We start from the raw sequence: 15,929 nt of genomic DNA, 5'->3' as shown, positions 1-15,929 counted from the left end.
AGGGGTGAATTATGACGAATCTGCTCATCGCCGTCAACCCCTGTCGGCCAGGATCATGTTCGTCATGCGTGCGGTGGAGAGCCGGCGGTCCTGCTCGTCGCGCATCACGACCTCGTGGCAGGTCAGGGTCCGCCCCAGAGTGATCGGCGTGCAGGTGGCCGTCACGAGCCCCTCGGTGATCGCCCGGTGGTGGGTGGCCCCGATCTCGGTGCCGACCACCGCACGATCGAGCCCCAGGGTGGTGCGCACGTGCAGCACCGCGGCCAGCGACCCCAGTGACTCGGCCATCACCAGATGCGCCCCGCCGTGCAGCAGCCCGACGTTCTGCTCATTGCCGGAGACCGGCATCGTCGCCACCACCCGCTCCGGGGAGAACTCCAGGTACCGCATCCCCATGCGCACCGACAGCGGAGCGATCCCATAGGGGCCGGTGTGCTCCCAGTGCTCCTCGGGCACACCGGCGGCCCGCAGCAGGGCCTCGCGCTCCTCGGGCGCGGGGTGGGGAGTGGGTGCGGACGGGCGTGAGCGTGCGATGAAATCTTCGACCATGCCCACTAGAGTTGCACCGTGAGCCGGACAAGTGAAGCGCGACCCGAGACCGATAACCGACTGCTGGTCGTCGACGGCCACTCCATGGCCTTCCGCGCGTTCTACGCGCTGCCGGTGGAGAGCTTCGTGACCGACACCGGTCAGCACACCAACGCGGTGCACGGCTTCACCAACATGCTCCTCAAGCTCATCCGCGAGGAGCTGCCCACCCATGTCGTGTTGGCCTTCGACCTCGACACGCCCACCTTCCGGCACGAGTCCTACGACGAGTACAAGGGCGGGCGTGCGAAGACCCCCGAGGAGTTCCACGGCCAGATCGACCTGATCAGACAGGTCGCCGAAGCCATGAGGATCCCCGCGGTCACGGTGGAGGGGTACGAGGCGGACGACATCGTGGCGACCTTCGCGACGCGGGCCGAGGAGGCCGGCTGGGAGACCCTGGTGGTCTCCGGGGACAAGGACACCTTCCAGCTGGTCACCGAACGGACCTCGCTGCTCTACCCCACCTCGGGGATCACCAAGCTGCCCATCATGGATCCGGCCGCCGTGGAGGAGAAGTACCTGGTCCCGCCGCGGCGGTACCCGGACCTCGCGGCACTGGTCGGAGAGGCCGCCGACAACCTCCCCGGCGTTCCGAAGGTCGGCCCCAAGACGGCCGCGAAGTGGCTCGCCCAGTACGGCTCGACCAGGGGCATCATCGACCACGCCGAAGAGATCGGCGGCAAGGTCGGAGAGAACCTGAGGGCCTCGCTCGACGACGTCGAACGCAACCTGCGCCTGAACCTGCTCGTCCGGGACCTCGAGCTGCCGCTGTCCCTGGAGGACGCCGCACTGTCGGTCCCGGACCGCGCCGCAGTGGACCCCCTCTTCGACGCCCTGCAGTTCGACCAGATCCGAGACCGGCTCTACGACGTCTTCGCACAGCGGTTCCCCGACTCCGTGGAGAAGGACGCGCCCACCCGGGTGCTGCCCGAGATCCGGACGGCCACGACGCCGCAGGACCTGGAGGGTCTCACCGCGGGACCGCTCGGCGTCGCCCTGTGCCTGGACCGCGGCTGGGAGGACCTCTCCACCAAGGCCAAGCGCGACGAGGCCGCCCGCTGGGCCGAGGCGCTCGCCGTCGTCCTCGCCCCGCCGTCCGAGCAGGGCTCCGACGAGCCGGAGCCCGTGGTCGTCGTCTCCCTCACCGCCGCGGACGAGGAGTTGGATCGGGCGCTGGCCGAGATCCTCGCCGACGCCGCCGTCCCCAAGCTGATCCATGACCTGAAGGACGCCGGCCGCCGGCTCGCCTGGCGCGGACTCACGCTGCGCGGGGCGTCGGAGGACTCGCTGATCTCCGGCTACCTCATCCAGCCCGACCGGCGGAACTACGCCTTCGACGAGCTGGTCGCACAGCATCTCCGCGGATCGGCCGACCCGGCCGACTATGTGGGGGGAGAGGGAGCCGGCGCCGACGGTGACGGCGACGGTGACGCCGTCGGCGGGTCCGCCCCCGACCTGTTCAGCACTCAGGACGTCCTCGACGGCGTCGCACTGCCGACGCTGCAGGCTGCGGCGCTGCGCGCCCACCTGATGCACCCGCTCTCGGCCGCGCTGGAGCAGGAGCTCGAGGCCCGCCACGTCGCCGAGCTGCTGCACGGCCTGGAGATCCCCCTGGCCGAGGTCCTGCTCGACATGGAGCTCACCGGCATCGCCGTGAGCCGCGAGCGGCTGGAGTCCCTCGACGCCGACTTCGAGGCCGCCGTCGAGCGGGCGGCCCAGGGGGCGTACGACGCCATCGGGCACGAGGTGAACCTGGGCTCGCCGAAGCAGCTGCAGACCGTGCTCTTCGAGGAGCTGGGGCTGCCTCCGACGCGGAAGACGAAGACCGGGTACTCGACCGACGTCGAGTCCCTCCGCGAGCTCCACGCCCGCACCGAGCACCCCTTCCTGGACCACCTCATGGCTCACCGCGACGCCACCAAGCTGCGGCAGACGGTCACCGGTCTGATGGACACCGTCGGCGACGACGACCGGATCCACACCACCTATGCCCAGACGGTCGCCGCGACCGGACGGCTGTCCTCCCTGAATCCGAACCTGCAGAACATCCCCGTGCGCACCGCCGAGGGCCGGCGGATCCGAGATGCCTTCGTCGTCGGCGAGGACTGGGAGACGCTGCTGACCGCGGACTACTCCCAGATCGAGATGCGGATCATGGCGCACCTCTCCGGGGACGACGCCCTGATCCGAGCTTTCCGTGACGGAGAGGACCTGCACAGCTTCGTCGGCGCCCGGGTCTTCGGGGTCTCCACCGAGGAGGTCTCCTCCGAGATGCGCGCGAAGGTCAAGGCCATGAGCTACGGCCTGGCCTACGGCCTGTCCAGCTTCGGCCTGTCCAAGCAGCTCGACATCGGCGTCGACGAGGCCCGCGAGCTGATGACCGAGTACTTCGAGCGCTTCGGCGCGGTCCGCGACTACCTGCGTGAGGTGGTCGAGCAGGCCCGTGCCGACGGCTACACCTCGACGATCTGGGGCCGTCGTCGCTACCTGCCCGACCTGACCAGCGACAACCGGCAGCTGCGCCAGATGGCTGAGCGGGCCGCCCTCAATGCGCCGATCCAGGGGTCCGCGGCGGACATCATCAAGCGGGCCATGCTCGACGTCGACGCCGCGCTCGCGGATCAGGGACTGACCTCGCGGATGCTTCTGCAGGTCCACGACGAACTCATCCTCGAGGTGGCCCCGGGGGAGCGGGAGCAGGTGGAGACGCTGCTGGTCGACCGGATGTCCGGTGCGGCCGACCTCTCCGTCCCCCTCGACGTCAACGTCGGGGCCGGGGCCTCCTGGCACGAGGCGGCGCACTGATGCCCCGCCCGCCGCAGGTGACCCCGCTGGCCGAGGGTCTGCGCTCGGAGACGTTCGCGGCCGGAGTGGACGCCGAGGGGCGGCCCGACCCCCGCACGGCGGCGTTCACCCGCGCGGTCGAGCAGGGGTTCTATGAGCCCTGGCTCGACGGTGAGGTCCTGGACCGGGTGGTGCCCAGCTTCGTGGCCGACGGGCAGCGGCTCACCGGAGTCTACGCGGAGAAGGCCGGACTGCCCCCGGAGATCGGTTTCCCGGCGGACCATCCGGTGGGGACCTTCGTGGACTACGACAAGACGCTCAACGCCGGGAGCCTGCTGCCGACCCGACTGATCACCGGGGTGACGGTCGACCCGGGATTCCGGCGTCGCGGGATCCTCAAGCACCTGATGACCGACGCCCTGGCCCGCGCCGTGGCCGACGGGATGCCCATGGCCGCGCTGACCGCCTCCGAGGGTGCGATCTACGGGCGCTTCGGCTTCGGCGTGGCGGTCCGCGAGGCCTCCGTGCGGCTCGACCTGGCCGGGGCTGAGAGCTCCGGAGCCGCGCTGCGCACACCGCCTGCGGGTCGTGTGCTGCCGGCCGATCCGACGAAGCTGGGCCCGGTCATCGAGGAGGTCGCCGCGGCCGACCACGCCGCGACCCGGGGGTCGGTGGAGCGCCAGGACATCGTCCGGGACCTCGCCGCCGGGCGGATGACCAGCTTCACCGACACCTCCTGGAATCGGGCACGGCGAGCCGCGGTCCATGTGCGCGACGACGGGTCGATCGGGGGCTACGTCTGCTATCAGCATGCCGGCTGGGAGACCGAGCCCAGCACGATGCGCGTGGTGGACATGGCCGCAGCGGACGAGGTCAGCCGCCTCGAGCTGTGGCGGTTCCTCATCTCCCTGGACGTCGTCGACCGCGTCACTCAGCGCACCGCGCCGGTGGAGGACCCGCTGTGCCGCGCCCTGGTCGACCCCCGGGCGTATCGGGTGTCCGGCATCAGGGACATGCTGTGGCTGCGCATCCTCGACGTCCCCGCCGCGCTGGCCGCTCGGCCCTGGGTCGGCGACGGCGAGCTCCGTCTGGAGGTCGACGACTCCCTCGGCATCATCGACGGGACCTACCGGGTCACCGTGCGCGGAGGCGCCGCGGAGGTCACCGAACAGCGCGACGAGGACTCCGCCGATGGCTCCGACGAGGACTCCGACGAGGGCCTCCCGCGGATCCGCACCGATGCGGAGACGCTGGCCGCGCTGTATCTGGGCGACGTCGGCCTCGGTGCCCTGGCCGCGGCCGGACGGCTCCGCGCCGACTCGCAGGAGCACCTGCGCGCCGCGGCGGCTCTGACGGACCTCACGGACCGTCCCCACTGCGCGACGCACTTCTGATCTGCGGCCTTGTGGTCGGCGGCGGACGCCGAGGGGCGGCTCCGGCCGAGGGCGTCGGGCGTTTGTCCCGAATTGCTGCGGCAGTATAGACTGAGCGGGCGCATTCTGCGCACAGAGTCGATTTCGACGTCTGACATCTCCACCGCCGGATCCGCCCGAACGGGAGCGGGTCCTGCAGGCTGTCATCTGTCCGTCGCTCAGTGCACCGCAGTGACCGTGCGCTGGCCAACTGCACACCATCCATCATCGGAGCCCCTACTACATGACCACCACCACCAACGCCCCGCAGGTCGCCGTCAACGACATCGGCAGCGAGGACGAGTTCCTCGCCGCCGTCGACGCGACGATGAAGTACTTCAACGACGGAGACCTCGTCGAGGGCACGATCGTCAAGGTCGACCGTGATGAGGTCCTCCTCGACATCGGCTACAAGACCGAGGGCGTCATCCCGTCCCGTGAGCTGTCCATCAAGCACGACGTGGACCCGGACGAGGTCGTCGCCGTCGGCGATGAGGTGGAGGCCCTGGTCCTCACCAAGGAGGACAAGGAAGGCCGCCTGATCCTGTCCAAGAAGCGCGCCCAGTACGAGCGTGCCTGGGGCGACATCGAGCGCATCAAGGATGAGGACGGCGTGGTCTCGGGAACCGTCATCGAGGTCGTCAAGGGCGGCCTCATCCTCGACATCGGGCTGCGCGGATTCCTCCCGGCCTCGCTGGTCGAGATGCGCCGCGTCCGCGACCTGGCCCCCTACATCGGTCAGGAGATCGAGGCCAAGATCATCGAGCTGGACAAGAACCGCAACAACGTGGTCCTGTCCCGGCGCGCATGGCTGGAGCAGACCCAGTCCGAGGTCCGCTCCTCCTTCCTCAACAAGCTGGAGCGCGGCCAGGTCCGCACCGGCACCGTCTCCTCGATCGTCAACTTCGGTGCGTTCGTGGACCTCGGCGGCGTCGACGGCCTGGTGCACGTCTCCGAGCTGTCCTGGAAGCACATCGACCACCCGAACGAGGTCGTCGAGGTCGGCCAGGAGGTCACCGTCGAGGTGCTCGAGGTGGACATGGACCGTGAGCGCGTCTCGCTGTCCCTGAAGGCCACCCAGGAGGACCCGTGGCAGGTCTTCGCCCGCACCCACGCCCTCGGACAGGTCGTGCCGGGCAAGGTCACCAAGCTGGTGCCCTTCGGCGCGTTCGTCCGCGTGGAGGACGGCATCGAGGGTCTGGTCCACATCTCCGAGCTGGCCGTGCGCCACGTGGACCTCGCCGAGCAGGTCGTCTCCGTGGGCGAGGAGCTCTTCGTCAAGGTCATCGACATCGACCTCGAGCGTCGCCGCATCAGCCTGTCGCTGAAGCAGGCCAACGAGGGCGTCGACCCCGAGGCCGCCGAGTTCGACCCGGCCATGTACGGCATGGACGCCGAGTACGACGCCGAGGGCAACTACAAGTACCCGGAGGGCTTCGACCCGGAGACCAACGAGTGGATGGAGGGCTTCGAGGAGCAGCGTGCCGCCTGGGAGGCGCAGTACGCCGCCGCCGAGGCGCGCTGGGAGGCCCACAAGGCGCAGGTCGCCACGGCGCTCTCCGCCGACGCCGACGCCGCCGCACAGCAGTCGGTGGGCGGTGCGAAGGCCTCCGAGCCGGCACCGTCGAACTACAGCTCCGACTCGGTCACCGACGCCGGCACGCTGGCTTCGGACGAGGCCCTGGCCGCCCTGCGCGAGAAGCTCACCGGCAGCCAGAGCTGATCCGCTGATCGCCCCGCCGCCCGACGGAGGGCGCAGCCGCGGAAGGCCCGTCCCGCATCGCGCGGGGCGGGCCTTCCGTCATGCGTGGCCGGTGCGCCGAGTCGACACCGTGACCGTGAACTTCGGGTTCCGGGCCAGCTGCTCGGTCGGCCCCACAGCCGACTCCAGGGTGCGACGGTGGCGCAGATGCGAGTTCCACACGCAGACGAGCCGCCCTCCCGGGGCCAGGGCGCGCCCGGCGCGCGCGATGAGCTCGTGGGCGACGGTGACGTCGACGGCGTTCCCGCGGTGGAACGGCGGATTGAGGAGTATCAGCCGGTGGGATGCCGCCGGCAGGTCCAGCAGACCGTCGTCGTGGAGCACCTCGATGCGGTCGGAGACGCCGTTGGCGTGGGCCGTCCGATGTGCCGACCCGACCGCCGAGGCCGAACGGTCGACCGCCAGGACCGACAGCCCGGGGAACCGCAGAGCCAGCACGGCGGCGACCGTGCCGTTCCCGCAGCCCAGGTCGACGGGACGGTCTCCTGAGGCGGCGGCCGTCTCGAACTCGGCCCGCAGGTCCGGGTCGGCCAGCACCGTCGCCAGCATGAGCCGGGTGCCGGGGTCCAGAGAGGTTCCGCCGTAGACGGAGCCCACCGCGCACAGCGTGAGGGGACGGGGGAGCCCGAGCTCCGCGGCGACCTCGTGCTCGCGCCGCCGCGCGGCAGGAGCGGGGACGTCCTGTCGGGGAGAGCGCGCGGTGAGCACCCGTGACCTGCTCCGGCCCCGGCCCGGCACCAGGTCGGCGAATCGACGTGCCAGCACCTCGTTCATCGATCTGTTCATGTGCTTGTCACGACCTCCGGCGAGCAGCACGACGCGGGGATCGGCGGACTGTGCGATCAGCTGGGCCCATTCGTCCAGGGCGTCCAGCGACCGGGGCAGCGGCATGAGCACCAGCTCGGCTCCGGTCAGCAGATCCGCATCGAGCGGAGCGGTCCGGGGGTCCTCGTCGCGGAAGCGCCCCACGGACGTCTCGGGAAGCTCGCCCTCCAGCGCCGGGACGAGGCTGTCCGTGCGGTCGTCGACCACGACCGCACGACGGATGGGCGCACCGGCGGCCCGGGCGGCGAGAAGCCAGGCCTCCGCAGTGTCGAGCAGCAGAAGATCGGCGGCGTCCGGGCTCAGCTCCGGATCCCGCCGTGCCCGCTCTGCGAGGCGGCCGGGCACGACCTCGGGCGTCGTCCCCGCCGGCGGAAGGCCGCTCCGAGATTCGGTCACGGCAGGTCCGTCCAGACGGTCTCCCCGGCCCGGAGCTCCGCCGCGCCGGAGGACAGCGAGGCGAGCAGCCCGTCCAGCCGGGCGGATTCGGCCTCGGTGTCGGCGACGGCCAGCCGCAGCTCGGCCGCAGGGACGCCCGCGAGCGTCCCGCCGGCGGCGTAGTCGGTCTCTTCGACCAGCACCCCGTGCCCGCGCAGCTCGTTCTCCCACCGTCCGACCTCGGCGATCGGCGCGAGCACCCCATGACGTCGGAGCCGTCGACGGGTGACGAGGTGCCCACCCTCGACGGCCTTCCTGAGGACGGAGGTCGTGGCGTCGGAATAGGCCGAGACGAGGCCGCCGGCGCCGAGCAGCGTACCGCCGAACCATCGGACGACGACCACCACGACGTCGGAGAGGTCGGCCGCTCCCGAGGGCATGGTCGCGCGGCTCAGAGCCTCGAGCATCGGGGCACCCGCGGTGCCGGAGGGTTCGCCGTCGTCGTCGCCGCGCCGCTGATCGCGCTCCGGCCCGACGACCCAGGCGCAGCAGTGGTGACGGGCCTCGTGATGGCGTCGGCGCAGCCGCGCCGGCAGCTCCTCGGCGGCCTCGACCGAGGACGCACGCGCCAGGACGGCGAGGAAGCGTGAGCGGCGGCGCTCGACCTCGGCCGTGACCTCCGCGCCGGAGCCCATCGTCGTGTAGCTGCTCACCCGGGCGAGTCTACGGGAGCGTGCGGGGGACGAAACGCTGAACTCCAGATGAAGAGCATCTGTGAGGAATCTGACGTAGTCTCGTAGTCGCACCGAGTCCCGGGATCGGGGCGAAGGAACTGAAAGGCACTCGTATGCTAGAGCGGATCCACGATCTCTTCCGACTGCGCACAAGCCCCGTCCTGTTCTTCACCTCTGCGGGGATCGTCCTGACCTTCGTGGTCCTCACCCTGCTGTTCCAGACGCAGATGGGGAACTTCTTCGGCGACGCCTCCGGTTGGATCTACGAGCATCTCGGATGGTTCTACATCTCCGGAGTCACCATCTTCCTGCTCTTCCTGGTCTTCATCGCACTGAGCCGCTTCGGCCAGATGCGGCTCGGGGCCGACGATGAGAAGCCCGAGCACTCCGACATCTCGTGGTTCGGCATGCTCTTCGCCGCCGGCATCGGGACCATCCTGATGTTCTGGGCGGTGGCCGAACCGGTCAACCACTTCGCGAATCCGCCCCGCGAGGGCGTCGAGGGGGCGTCCGCCGAGGCCGCGTCGGAGGCGATGGGCTTCACGCTCTATCACTTCGGACTGCACACCTGGACGATCTTCTGCCTCCCGGCGCTGGGCTTCGCGTACTTCATCTATAAGCGCAACCTGCCCCCCCGGGTGTCCTCGATCTTCCAGCCGCTCATCGGCGAACGGATCCACGGCCCCATGGGTCGGACCATCGACGTGCTGGCCATCGTCGGCACGGTCTTCGGCGTCGCGGTCTCCATCGGTCTCGGAACCCTGCAGATCAACTCCGGGCTGGCCAGGCTCTTCGGGATCGGAGAGGACGCGCTGTCACAGATCCTGATCATCCTCGTGGTGACCGTGGTGGCGATGATCTCGGCCATCCTCGGTGTGAACAAGGGGATCAAGCGGCTCTCGAACCTCAACATCTGGACCGCGATCCTGCTGCTGCTGTTCATCCTCGTCACCGGTCCGACGGTCCACCTCCTCCGAGGCATGATCGAATGGACCGGCGTCTACGCGTCGATGCTCCCGGAGCTGGCGTTCTGGAACGACACCCTGGCCGACACCGGCTGGCAGAACGGCTGGACCATCTTCTACTGGGCATGGACCATCACCTGGTCCCCGTTCGTGGGCATCTTCATCGCTCGGATCTCCCGCGGACGGACTGTGCGTCAGTTCGTCGCCGGCGTGCTGGGCCTGCCCACCGCGTTCACCATCGTCTGGTTCGGCATCTGGGGGACCGGCGTCTTCGACATCGAGTCCGGTGAGGATGCGGGACTGATCGAGACCGTCGTCGACGAAGGAGACATCCCCGGAGCGATGTTCGAGTTCCTGGGGCACTTCCCGCTGGTGACGGTGACCTCCGCAGTGGCGATCCTGGTCGTCGGAATCTTCTTCATCACCTCCATGGACTCCTGCGCCCTGGTGCTGGACAACATGTGCAACGGGTTCGAGGAGGACGCCCCGCTGCACCAGAAGGCCTTCTGGGCGATCTCCATCGGCCTGATCGCCGCCGTGCTGCTCACCGCCACCGGCGAGGGCGGCCTCGCGGCGCTGGAGTCGGTGGCCATCGTGCTCGGTCTGCCGTTCTTCCTGCTGGGCTACCTGATCATGTTCAACCTGCTCCGCGCGATGCGCGAGGACGCCGGCGAGGTCGGTTACCTGCGCACCCGCCGCTGGCTGCGGACCCTCCCGCCGGAGGAGTACGAGCGCCGGATGGAGGAGTCCGACCGGTCGCTGGCCCACGCGGTGGTGGCTCCGGACTACCTGGAGGGCACCCAGCCGGAGAATGCGCCCGAGGTGGAGCACACCGAGCAGCCGGAGATCGTCGAGGAGTATCGCATCCGCAGCGGGGAGATCCCCGTCGTGGACCCGACCGTGCCCTCCTCGGAGCATGAGGACGATACACCGCGATGACCCTCGACGTCGGGCTGACCGGGGGGATCGCCGCGGGCAAGTCTGCGGCGGCCTCCCGGCTGGTGGAGCTCGGCGCGGTGCTCATCGATGCCGACGTCCTGGCTCGAGAGGTCCTTGCGCCGGGCAGCGAGGGACTCGAGGAGGTGGTCGCCGCCTTCGGTGAGCAGGTCCTCGACCAGGACGGCTCGCTGGACCGCGCCGCGCTGGGAGCCATCGTCTTCGGAGACGGCAATGCTCGGGAGCGGCTCAACGGCATCGTCCACCCCCGGGTGCGGCGGGCCGCGGAGGCCAGACGTGCCGAGGCGGATCGGGACGCCGTCGTGGTGGAGGACATCCCGTTGCTGGTCGAGACCGGTCAGGCCGGCCGCTTCGACGTCGTGGTGGTCGTCCGCGCCCCGCTCGAGGAGCGGATGCGCCGTCTGACCGAGGAGCGCGGGATGCCGGAGGAGGATGCCCGGGCGAGGATCGCGGCCCAGGCCTCCGACGAGGAGCGGGCCGCGGCGGCCGACCACGTGGTGGACAACGACGGCACGCTGGAGGAACTCCGCACGCGGGTCGATGCGCTGTGGGAGGAACTCGGCGGCCGGGTCTGATCCGCACCTGTCCCACCCAGTAGTCTGGTCCCCATGAGCCTGGCGCCGAAGATCTCCCGCACGGTGGCACCGTTCCAGGTGGTCAGCCCCTACGAGCCCTCCGGAGACCAGCCCCGGGCCATCGAGGAGCTCGCGGAGCGGATCGAGGGCGGCGAGAAGGACGTCGTCCTCATGGGGGCCACCGGAACGGGGAAGTCGGCGACGTCGGCCTGGCTGGTGGAGCGGATCCAGCGGCCGACCCTCATCCTGGTCCAGAACAAGACCCTGGCCGCTCAGCTGGCCAACGAGTTCCGCGAGCTGCTGCCGCACAATGCGGTGGAGTACTTCGTCTCCTACTACGACTACTACCAGCCTGAGGCATACGTCCCGCAGACGGACACCTTCATCGAGAAGGACTCCTCCATCAACGAGGAGGTCGAACGGCTCCGCCATTCGGCGACCAACGCGCTGCTGACCCGCCGCGACGTCGTCGTGGTGGCCACGGTCTCCTGCATCTACGGTCTGGGGACCCCGGAGGAGTACATCGCCCAGATGGTCGCCGTCCGCCGCGGCGACGAGGTGGACCGCGACGAGCTGCTGCGCCGCTTCGTCGGGATGCAGTATGCCCGCAACGACACCGACTTCCACCGCGGGACGTTCCGGGTGCGGGGCGACACGGTCGAGATCATCCCGATGTACGAGGAGCTCGCCGTGCGCATCGAGTTCTTCGGCGACGAGATCGAGGCCATCCACACCCTCCATCCGCTCACCGGCACCGTGGTGCGCGAGGAGGATGAGATGTACATCTTCCCGGCCAGCCACTACGTCGCCGGGGACGATCGGATGGCACGGGCGATCACCGCCGTGGAGGACGAGCTGCGCATCCGGTTGGAGGAGCTGGAGTCCCAGGACAAGCTCCTCGAGGCCCAGCGGCTGAGGATGCGCACCACCTATGACCTCGAGATGATGCAGCAGATGGGGTTCTGCAACGGCATCGAGAACTACTCCCGGCACATCGACGGCCGCGACGCCGGTTCGGCGCCGCACTGCCTGCTGGACTACTTCCCCGACGACTTCCTGCTCATCGTCGACGAGTCCCATGTGACGATCCCGCAGATCGGCGGGATGTACGAGGGGGACATGTCCCGGAAGAGGACTCTGGTCGACCACGGGTTCCGACTGCCCTCGGCCATGGACAACCGGCCGCTGAAGTGGGACGAGTTCCTCGAGCGCATCGGTCAGACCGTCTACCTGTCCGCCACCCCCGGTCCGTACGAGCGGGGGGTGTCCGACGGCGTGGTCGAGCAGATCATCCGGCCCACCGGGCTCGTCGACCCCGAGGTGGTGGTCAAGCCGACCAAGGGTCAGATCGACGACCTGCTCGCCGAGATCCGGGACCGCGCGGCCCGCGACGAGCGCGTCCTGGTGACCACCCTGACCAAACGGATGGCCGAGGACCTCACCGAGTACCTCCTCGAGCACGGGGTCAGGGTCGAGTACCTGCACTCCGACGTCGACACGCTCAGGCGCATCGAGGTGCTGCGTGAGCTGCGGAAGGGAACCTTCGACGTCGTCGTCGGGATCAACCTGCTGCGTGAGGGACTGGACCTCCCCGAGGTGTCCCTGGTCTCGATCCTCGACGCCGACAAGGAGGGATTCCTCCGCTCGACGACCTCCCTGATCCAGACCATCGGGCGTGCCGCACGCAACGTGTCGGGCCAGGTCCACATGTACGCCGACCGGGTCACGGACTCGATGCGGCGGGCCATCGACGAGACGGAGCGGCGCCGTCAGGTGCAGATGGAGTACAACGCCGAGCACGGGATCGACCCTCGGCCGCTGCAGAAGAGGATCGCCGACATCACCGATCAGCTGGCCCGCGAGGACGCCGACACCGCGGATCTGCTGCAGGGCATGGGCGGACTGGCCACCGGCTTCGAGTACGGCAAGGGGCATCGGGGGCTGACGCAGCTCCGCAGGGACGGCGAGACCGACGCGAGCGGGGAGGGGGCGGTCTCGACGACGCCGGCGACGGACCTCGCCGACCTGATCGAGCAGATGACCGGGCAGATGCACCATGCGGCCGAGGAGCTGAACTTCGAGGTCGCGGCACGGCTGCGCGACGAGATCGGAGATCTGAAGAAGGAGCTCCGTCAGATGCGGCAGGCCGGTCACGACTGAGCAGAGGCTTACGCGTTAAAGCTTATATCAGGACTTGTATAAGTGATATGGTGATCGGATGGCACGCACTTCTGAGGCTCGGGACGACGGCCCGCTTCCCGTCGGCCTGATCGCCGACATCGTCGGATCCCGAGGGCTGGGGGACCGGTCGGCCGCCCAGGACGCGATCCATGACGCCTTCGCGTCCGCCCACGCACAGGTCATCCCGCGGGAGCCCGCCTGGGCCACCGTGGGCGACGAGTTCCAAGCCGTGTACCACAGCTGGCGGGACGCGGCGCGGGCGTCCCTGCACCTGCTCGTCGGTCTTCCGGAGGGGCTGCGCGTGCGATGCGGCCTGGGGGAGGGCGCGATCCGCGACATCGAGGAGGGCGACCGGGGTCCCATCCAGGACGGCGAGGGATGGCTCCGTGCCCGCGAGGCCGTCGAGGAGGCGGCGCGGCGCGGTCGACGACGCGGCGAGGTCGTCAGCTGGTTCGTCGGGGCCGATGAGGACCGGGCGACGGCGGTGAACGCCCATCTGCTGCTGCGGGACCACGTCGTGTCGCGGATGAAGTCCCGCGAACGTCGGATCTGTGCGCATCTGCTGGCCGGGGGGACGCAGGAGCAGGTCGCAGGACGGGAGCGCATCTCGCAGTCGGCGGTCTCTCAGGCGCTGCACCGTTCCGGGGCGGCGGCGCTTCTGGAGGCCGATCGGCTCTTCGCGCAGGGGCGGACGCCGTGACCGCTCTGCTGGTCCTCGCCGTCGCGGTCTGCGACCTCGTGCCTCTGCTGCGTGCACCGCGGCGGGCGGACGACGGTCGGCGGCTGCGCAGGATCGTCTACGCAGCCTGGTTCCTCGTGCTTGCGCTCGTGCTCCCCGTGCTGGGCGCGGCGGCGATCGGCCCGCCCGGGGGAACGGCGGGATGGTGGGCCGGTCCCGCGGCCGCGGCGGCCGGACTCCTGTGGGTGGTCCTGCGCGGACGGGGGTCGGCCGCTCCTCTGGTGATGGGCGCGCTCGTCGTGGCCGGGGCGCTGGTCGAGGTCGCGGTGTGGGGGAGCGTGGCGGCCCACGTGCCGCCGGTGCTCCTCTGGGCAGGAGTCATCCTGTTCCTCACCGAATCCTCGAATCGGATCACCCGCGCGATGCTGGACCTGACCGGTCGGGGCGCATCCGACGACGACGGGCTGCGCGGCGGGCGGCTGATCGGACCGCTGGAGCGCATCCTGATGACCGTCCTCGCGCTCTTCGGGGCGCAGGCCGTGGTGGCGGCGCTGGCGGCGGCGAAGGGCATCGTTCGGTTCCCGGCGATCTCCGGCGATCGTCCCGGGGGCACCCGGGCCGAGGAGTTCCTGATCGGGTCCCTGACCAGCTGGGGGCTCGCCGGAGCCGGAGCCCTGCTGCTGTGGTCCGCGCAGATCACCTGATAGGAGAGAAGTCATCAGCAGTTCCGCGGAGACCCGTCGGGCGCACCAGCGCCGCGTCGTCCTCACCCTCTCCCTGAGCCAGCTGCTCTCCGGCATCGGCAACGGAGCGTCGCTGGCGGTCGGCTCCCTGCTCGCCGTCGAACTCACCGGCAGCGAGGCCTGGGGCGGTGCGACGACGACGGCGATCTCGGTGGCCGGCGCGCTCAGCGCGCTCCCGCTGGCGAGGCTGGCGCTGCGGAGAGGACGCCGCACTGCGCTCTCCGGGGCGTACGTGCTCGCCGCAGTCGGGTCGCTGGGAATGATCCTGGCCCCGGTGCTGGGGAGCTTCCTCGTCCTGCTGGCCGCGGCCGCGCTGATCGGTCTGGGAAACGCCGCCAACCTCCAGGCACGCTTCGCAGCCACGGACCTGGCCGAGGAGCGTCACCGGGGTCGGGACCTCGGTCTGGTGGTCTGGGCGGTCACCGTCGGCGCGGTCGCCGGGCCGAACCTCATCGGCCCCGGTGCGTCGCTGGCCGCCCGCCTCGGGCTGCCCGAGACCTCAGGGCCCTTCCTGTTCTCCCTGGCGGGCATGGTCGGAGCCGTCCTCGTCCTCCAGATCGGGCTGCGTCCGGACCCGCTGATCCTCGCCGGCGCCCACGCCGGCGGCGCATCCGCGCCCTCCCGGCCTCGGCTGGTCGACGGGATCCGGGCGGCGGTGGGCGTGCCCGCCGCAGCCCTGGGCATCACCGTGGTCGTGGCCTCGCACGGCGTGATGGTCGCCGTGATGTCCATGACTCCGGTCCACCTGGCCCGTGCGGCGGGTCACGGAGCGGCGCATCAGCCCGGAGGACACCACCACGCCGACACCGACACGCTGGTGCTGATCGGACTGGTGATCTCGCTGCACATCGCCGGGATGTTCGCACTCTCACCCCTGATGGGCATGCTCTCCGACCGCTGGGGCCGGCTGCGCACCATGCTCGCCTCCCAGGGGGTGCTCGCCGGCGCCGTGGTCCTCGGCGCGGCGGGGGCCCAGGACGAGGCGGCCGTGACGGTCGCCCTGGTCCTGCTGGGACTGGGGTGGTCCATGGCGACGGTCTCAGGGTCGGCCTATGTGGCGGAGGCGGTCACCGGCGGACGCCGGGTCCTGGTCCAGGGGGTCACCGACACGATGATGGGGGCCGCCGGAGCGGTCGGCGCCGCGGGCTCCGGCGTCGTGCTCGCGCTGCTCGGATTCCCGGGTCTCAACCTGCTGTGCCTCCTGGCCGTCGTCGCCGTCGGGGTCTGGGTCGCCGCGGCCCGCCGCGGGGCATCTGCGGCGTGACGGCGCCGGCCCGAGCGGGGTGTATGCTGTCCCTGACGTGAGGGAGTATCCCCCGCGCTGCGCACGTCAGCACGCAGGTCGC

Annotated in this window: 12 protein-coding genes; 9 read left to right on the top strand and 3 right to left on the bottom strand. The window is 70.3% G+C overall.

What is annotated here, in order from left to right:
- Positions 1-33 precede the first annotated feature (33 nt).
- The gene (locus tag N7E59_RS00980; protein ID WP_261623039.1) at positions 34-549 is read right to left on the bottom strand and encodes a hotdog fold thioesterase; all 516 of its coding nucleotides are present in this window, start codon (positions 547-549) and stop codon (positions 34-36) included.
- A gap of 18 nt (positions 550-567) precedes the next feature.
- On the opposite strand from N7E59_RS00980, the gene polA reads away from it, so the two are divergent.
- The 3 genes from polA (at position 568) to rpsA (ending at position 6,510) form a co-directional block, all read left to right on the top strand.
- A complete protein-coding gene (gene polA / locus N7E59_RS00975; RefSeq protein ID WP_261623038.1) occupies positions 568-3,396 on the top strand; it encodes a DNA polymerase I in 2,829 nt (942 codons plus the stop codon).
- Complete coding sequence (locus tag N7E59_RS00970) at positions 3,396-4,769, top strand: GNAT family N-acetyltransferase (RefSeq protein WP_261623037.1); 1,374 nt, start codon at positions 3,396-3,398, stop codon at positions 4,767-4,769. The genes polA and N7E59_RS00970 overlap by 1 nt, the downstream gene beginning before the upstream one ends.
- A 262-nt stretch (positions 4,770-5,031) precedes the next feature.
- Positions 5,032-6,510: a 30S ribosomal protein S1 gene (gene rpsA, locus N7E59_RS00965; RefSeq protein WP_261623036.1), complete on the top strand. Its 1,479-nt coding sequence runs from the start codon at positions 5,032-5,034 to the stop codon at positions 6,508-6,510.
- Positions 6,511-6,588: 78 nt separating this feature from the next.
- Here rpsA and N7E59_RS00960 read toward each other — a convergent pair whose 3' ends face one another.
- Together N7E59_RS00960 and N7E59_RS00955 are read right to left on the bottom strand one after the other, a co-directional pair.
- Positions 6,589-7,770: a class I SAM-dependent methyltransferase gene (locus tag N7E59_RS00960; protein WP_261623035.1), complete on the bottom strand. Its 1,182-nt coding sequence runs from the start codon at positions 7,768-7,770 to the stop codon at positions 6,589-6,591.
- Complete coding sequence (locus N7E59_RS00955; protein ID WP_261623034.1) at positions 7,767-8,462, bottom strand: YigZ family protein; 696 nt, start codon at positions 8,460-8,462, stop codon at positions 7,767-7,769. The genes N7E59_RS00960 and N7E59_RS00955 overlap by 4 nt, the downstream gene beginning before the upstream one ends.
- 134 nt (positions 8,463-8,596) lie before the next feature.
- On the opposite strand from N7E59_RS00955, the gene N7E59_RS00950 reads away from it, so the two are divergent.
- The 6 genes from N7E59_RS00950 to N7E59_RS00925 are packed head-to-tail and all read left to right on the top strand — an operon-like array spanning position 8,597 to position 15,847.
- Entirely contained in the window at positions 8,597-10,387 is a 1,791-nt protein-coding gene (locus tag N7E59_RS00950; RefSeq protein WP_261623033.1) for a BCCT family transporter, read from the top strand.
- On the top strand, positions 10,384-10,980 hold the full coding sequence (gene coaE, locus N7E59_RS00945) for a dephospho-CoA kinase (RefSeq protein WP_261623032.1): 597 nt from the start codon (positions 10,384-10,386) through the stop codon (positions 10,978-10,980). The genes N7E59_RS00950 and coaE overlap by 4 nt, the downstream gene beginning before the upstream one ends.
- Positions 10,981-11,013: 33 nt before the next feature.
- Complete coding sequence (gene uvrB / locus N7E59_RS00940) at positions 11,014-13,140, top strand: excinuclease ABC subunit UvrB (protein WP_261623031.1); 2,127 nt, start codon at positions 11,014-11,016, stop codon at positions 13,138-13,140.
- 58 nt (positions 13,141-13,198) lie between these two features.
- Positions 13,199-13,861, top strand: a complete 663-nt coding sequence (locus N7E59_RS00935; RefSeq protein ID WP_261623030.1) for a SatD family protein — start codon at positions 13,199-13,201, stop codon at positions 13,859-13,861.
- The gene (locus N7E59_RS00930; protein ID WP_261623029.1) at positions 13,858-14,544 is read left to right on the top strand and encodes a hypothetical protein; all 687 of its coding nucleotides are present in this window, start codon (positions 13,858-13,860) and stop codon (positions 14,542-14,544) included. Before N7E59_RS00935 ends, N7E59_RS00930 begins: the two co-directional genes overlap by 4 nt.
- Before the next feature lie 13 nt (positions 14,545-14,557).
- A complete protein-coding gene (locus tag N7E59_RS00925; RefSeq protein ID WP_261623282.1) occupies positions 14,558-15,847 on the top strand; it encodes an MFS transporter in 1,290 nt (429 codons plus the stop codon).
- The last annotated feature ends 82 nt before the right edge of the window (positions 15,848-15,929 follow it).

The sequence above is a fragment of the Nesterenkonia marinintestina genome, assembly GCF_025420485.1.
GTDB classification, from domain to species: Bacteria; Actinomycetota; Actinomycetes; order Actinomycetales; family Micrococcaceae; genus Nesterenkonia; species Nesterenkonia marinintestina.
Note: the sequence above shows the minus strand (reverse complement) of the source record. Positions and strands in the feature narration are given on the sequence as shown.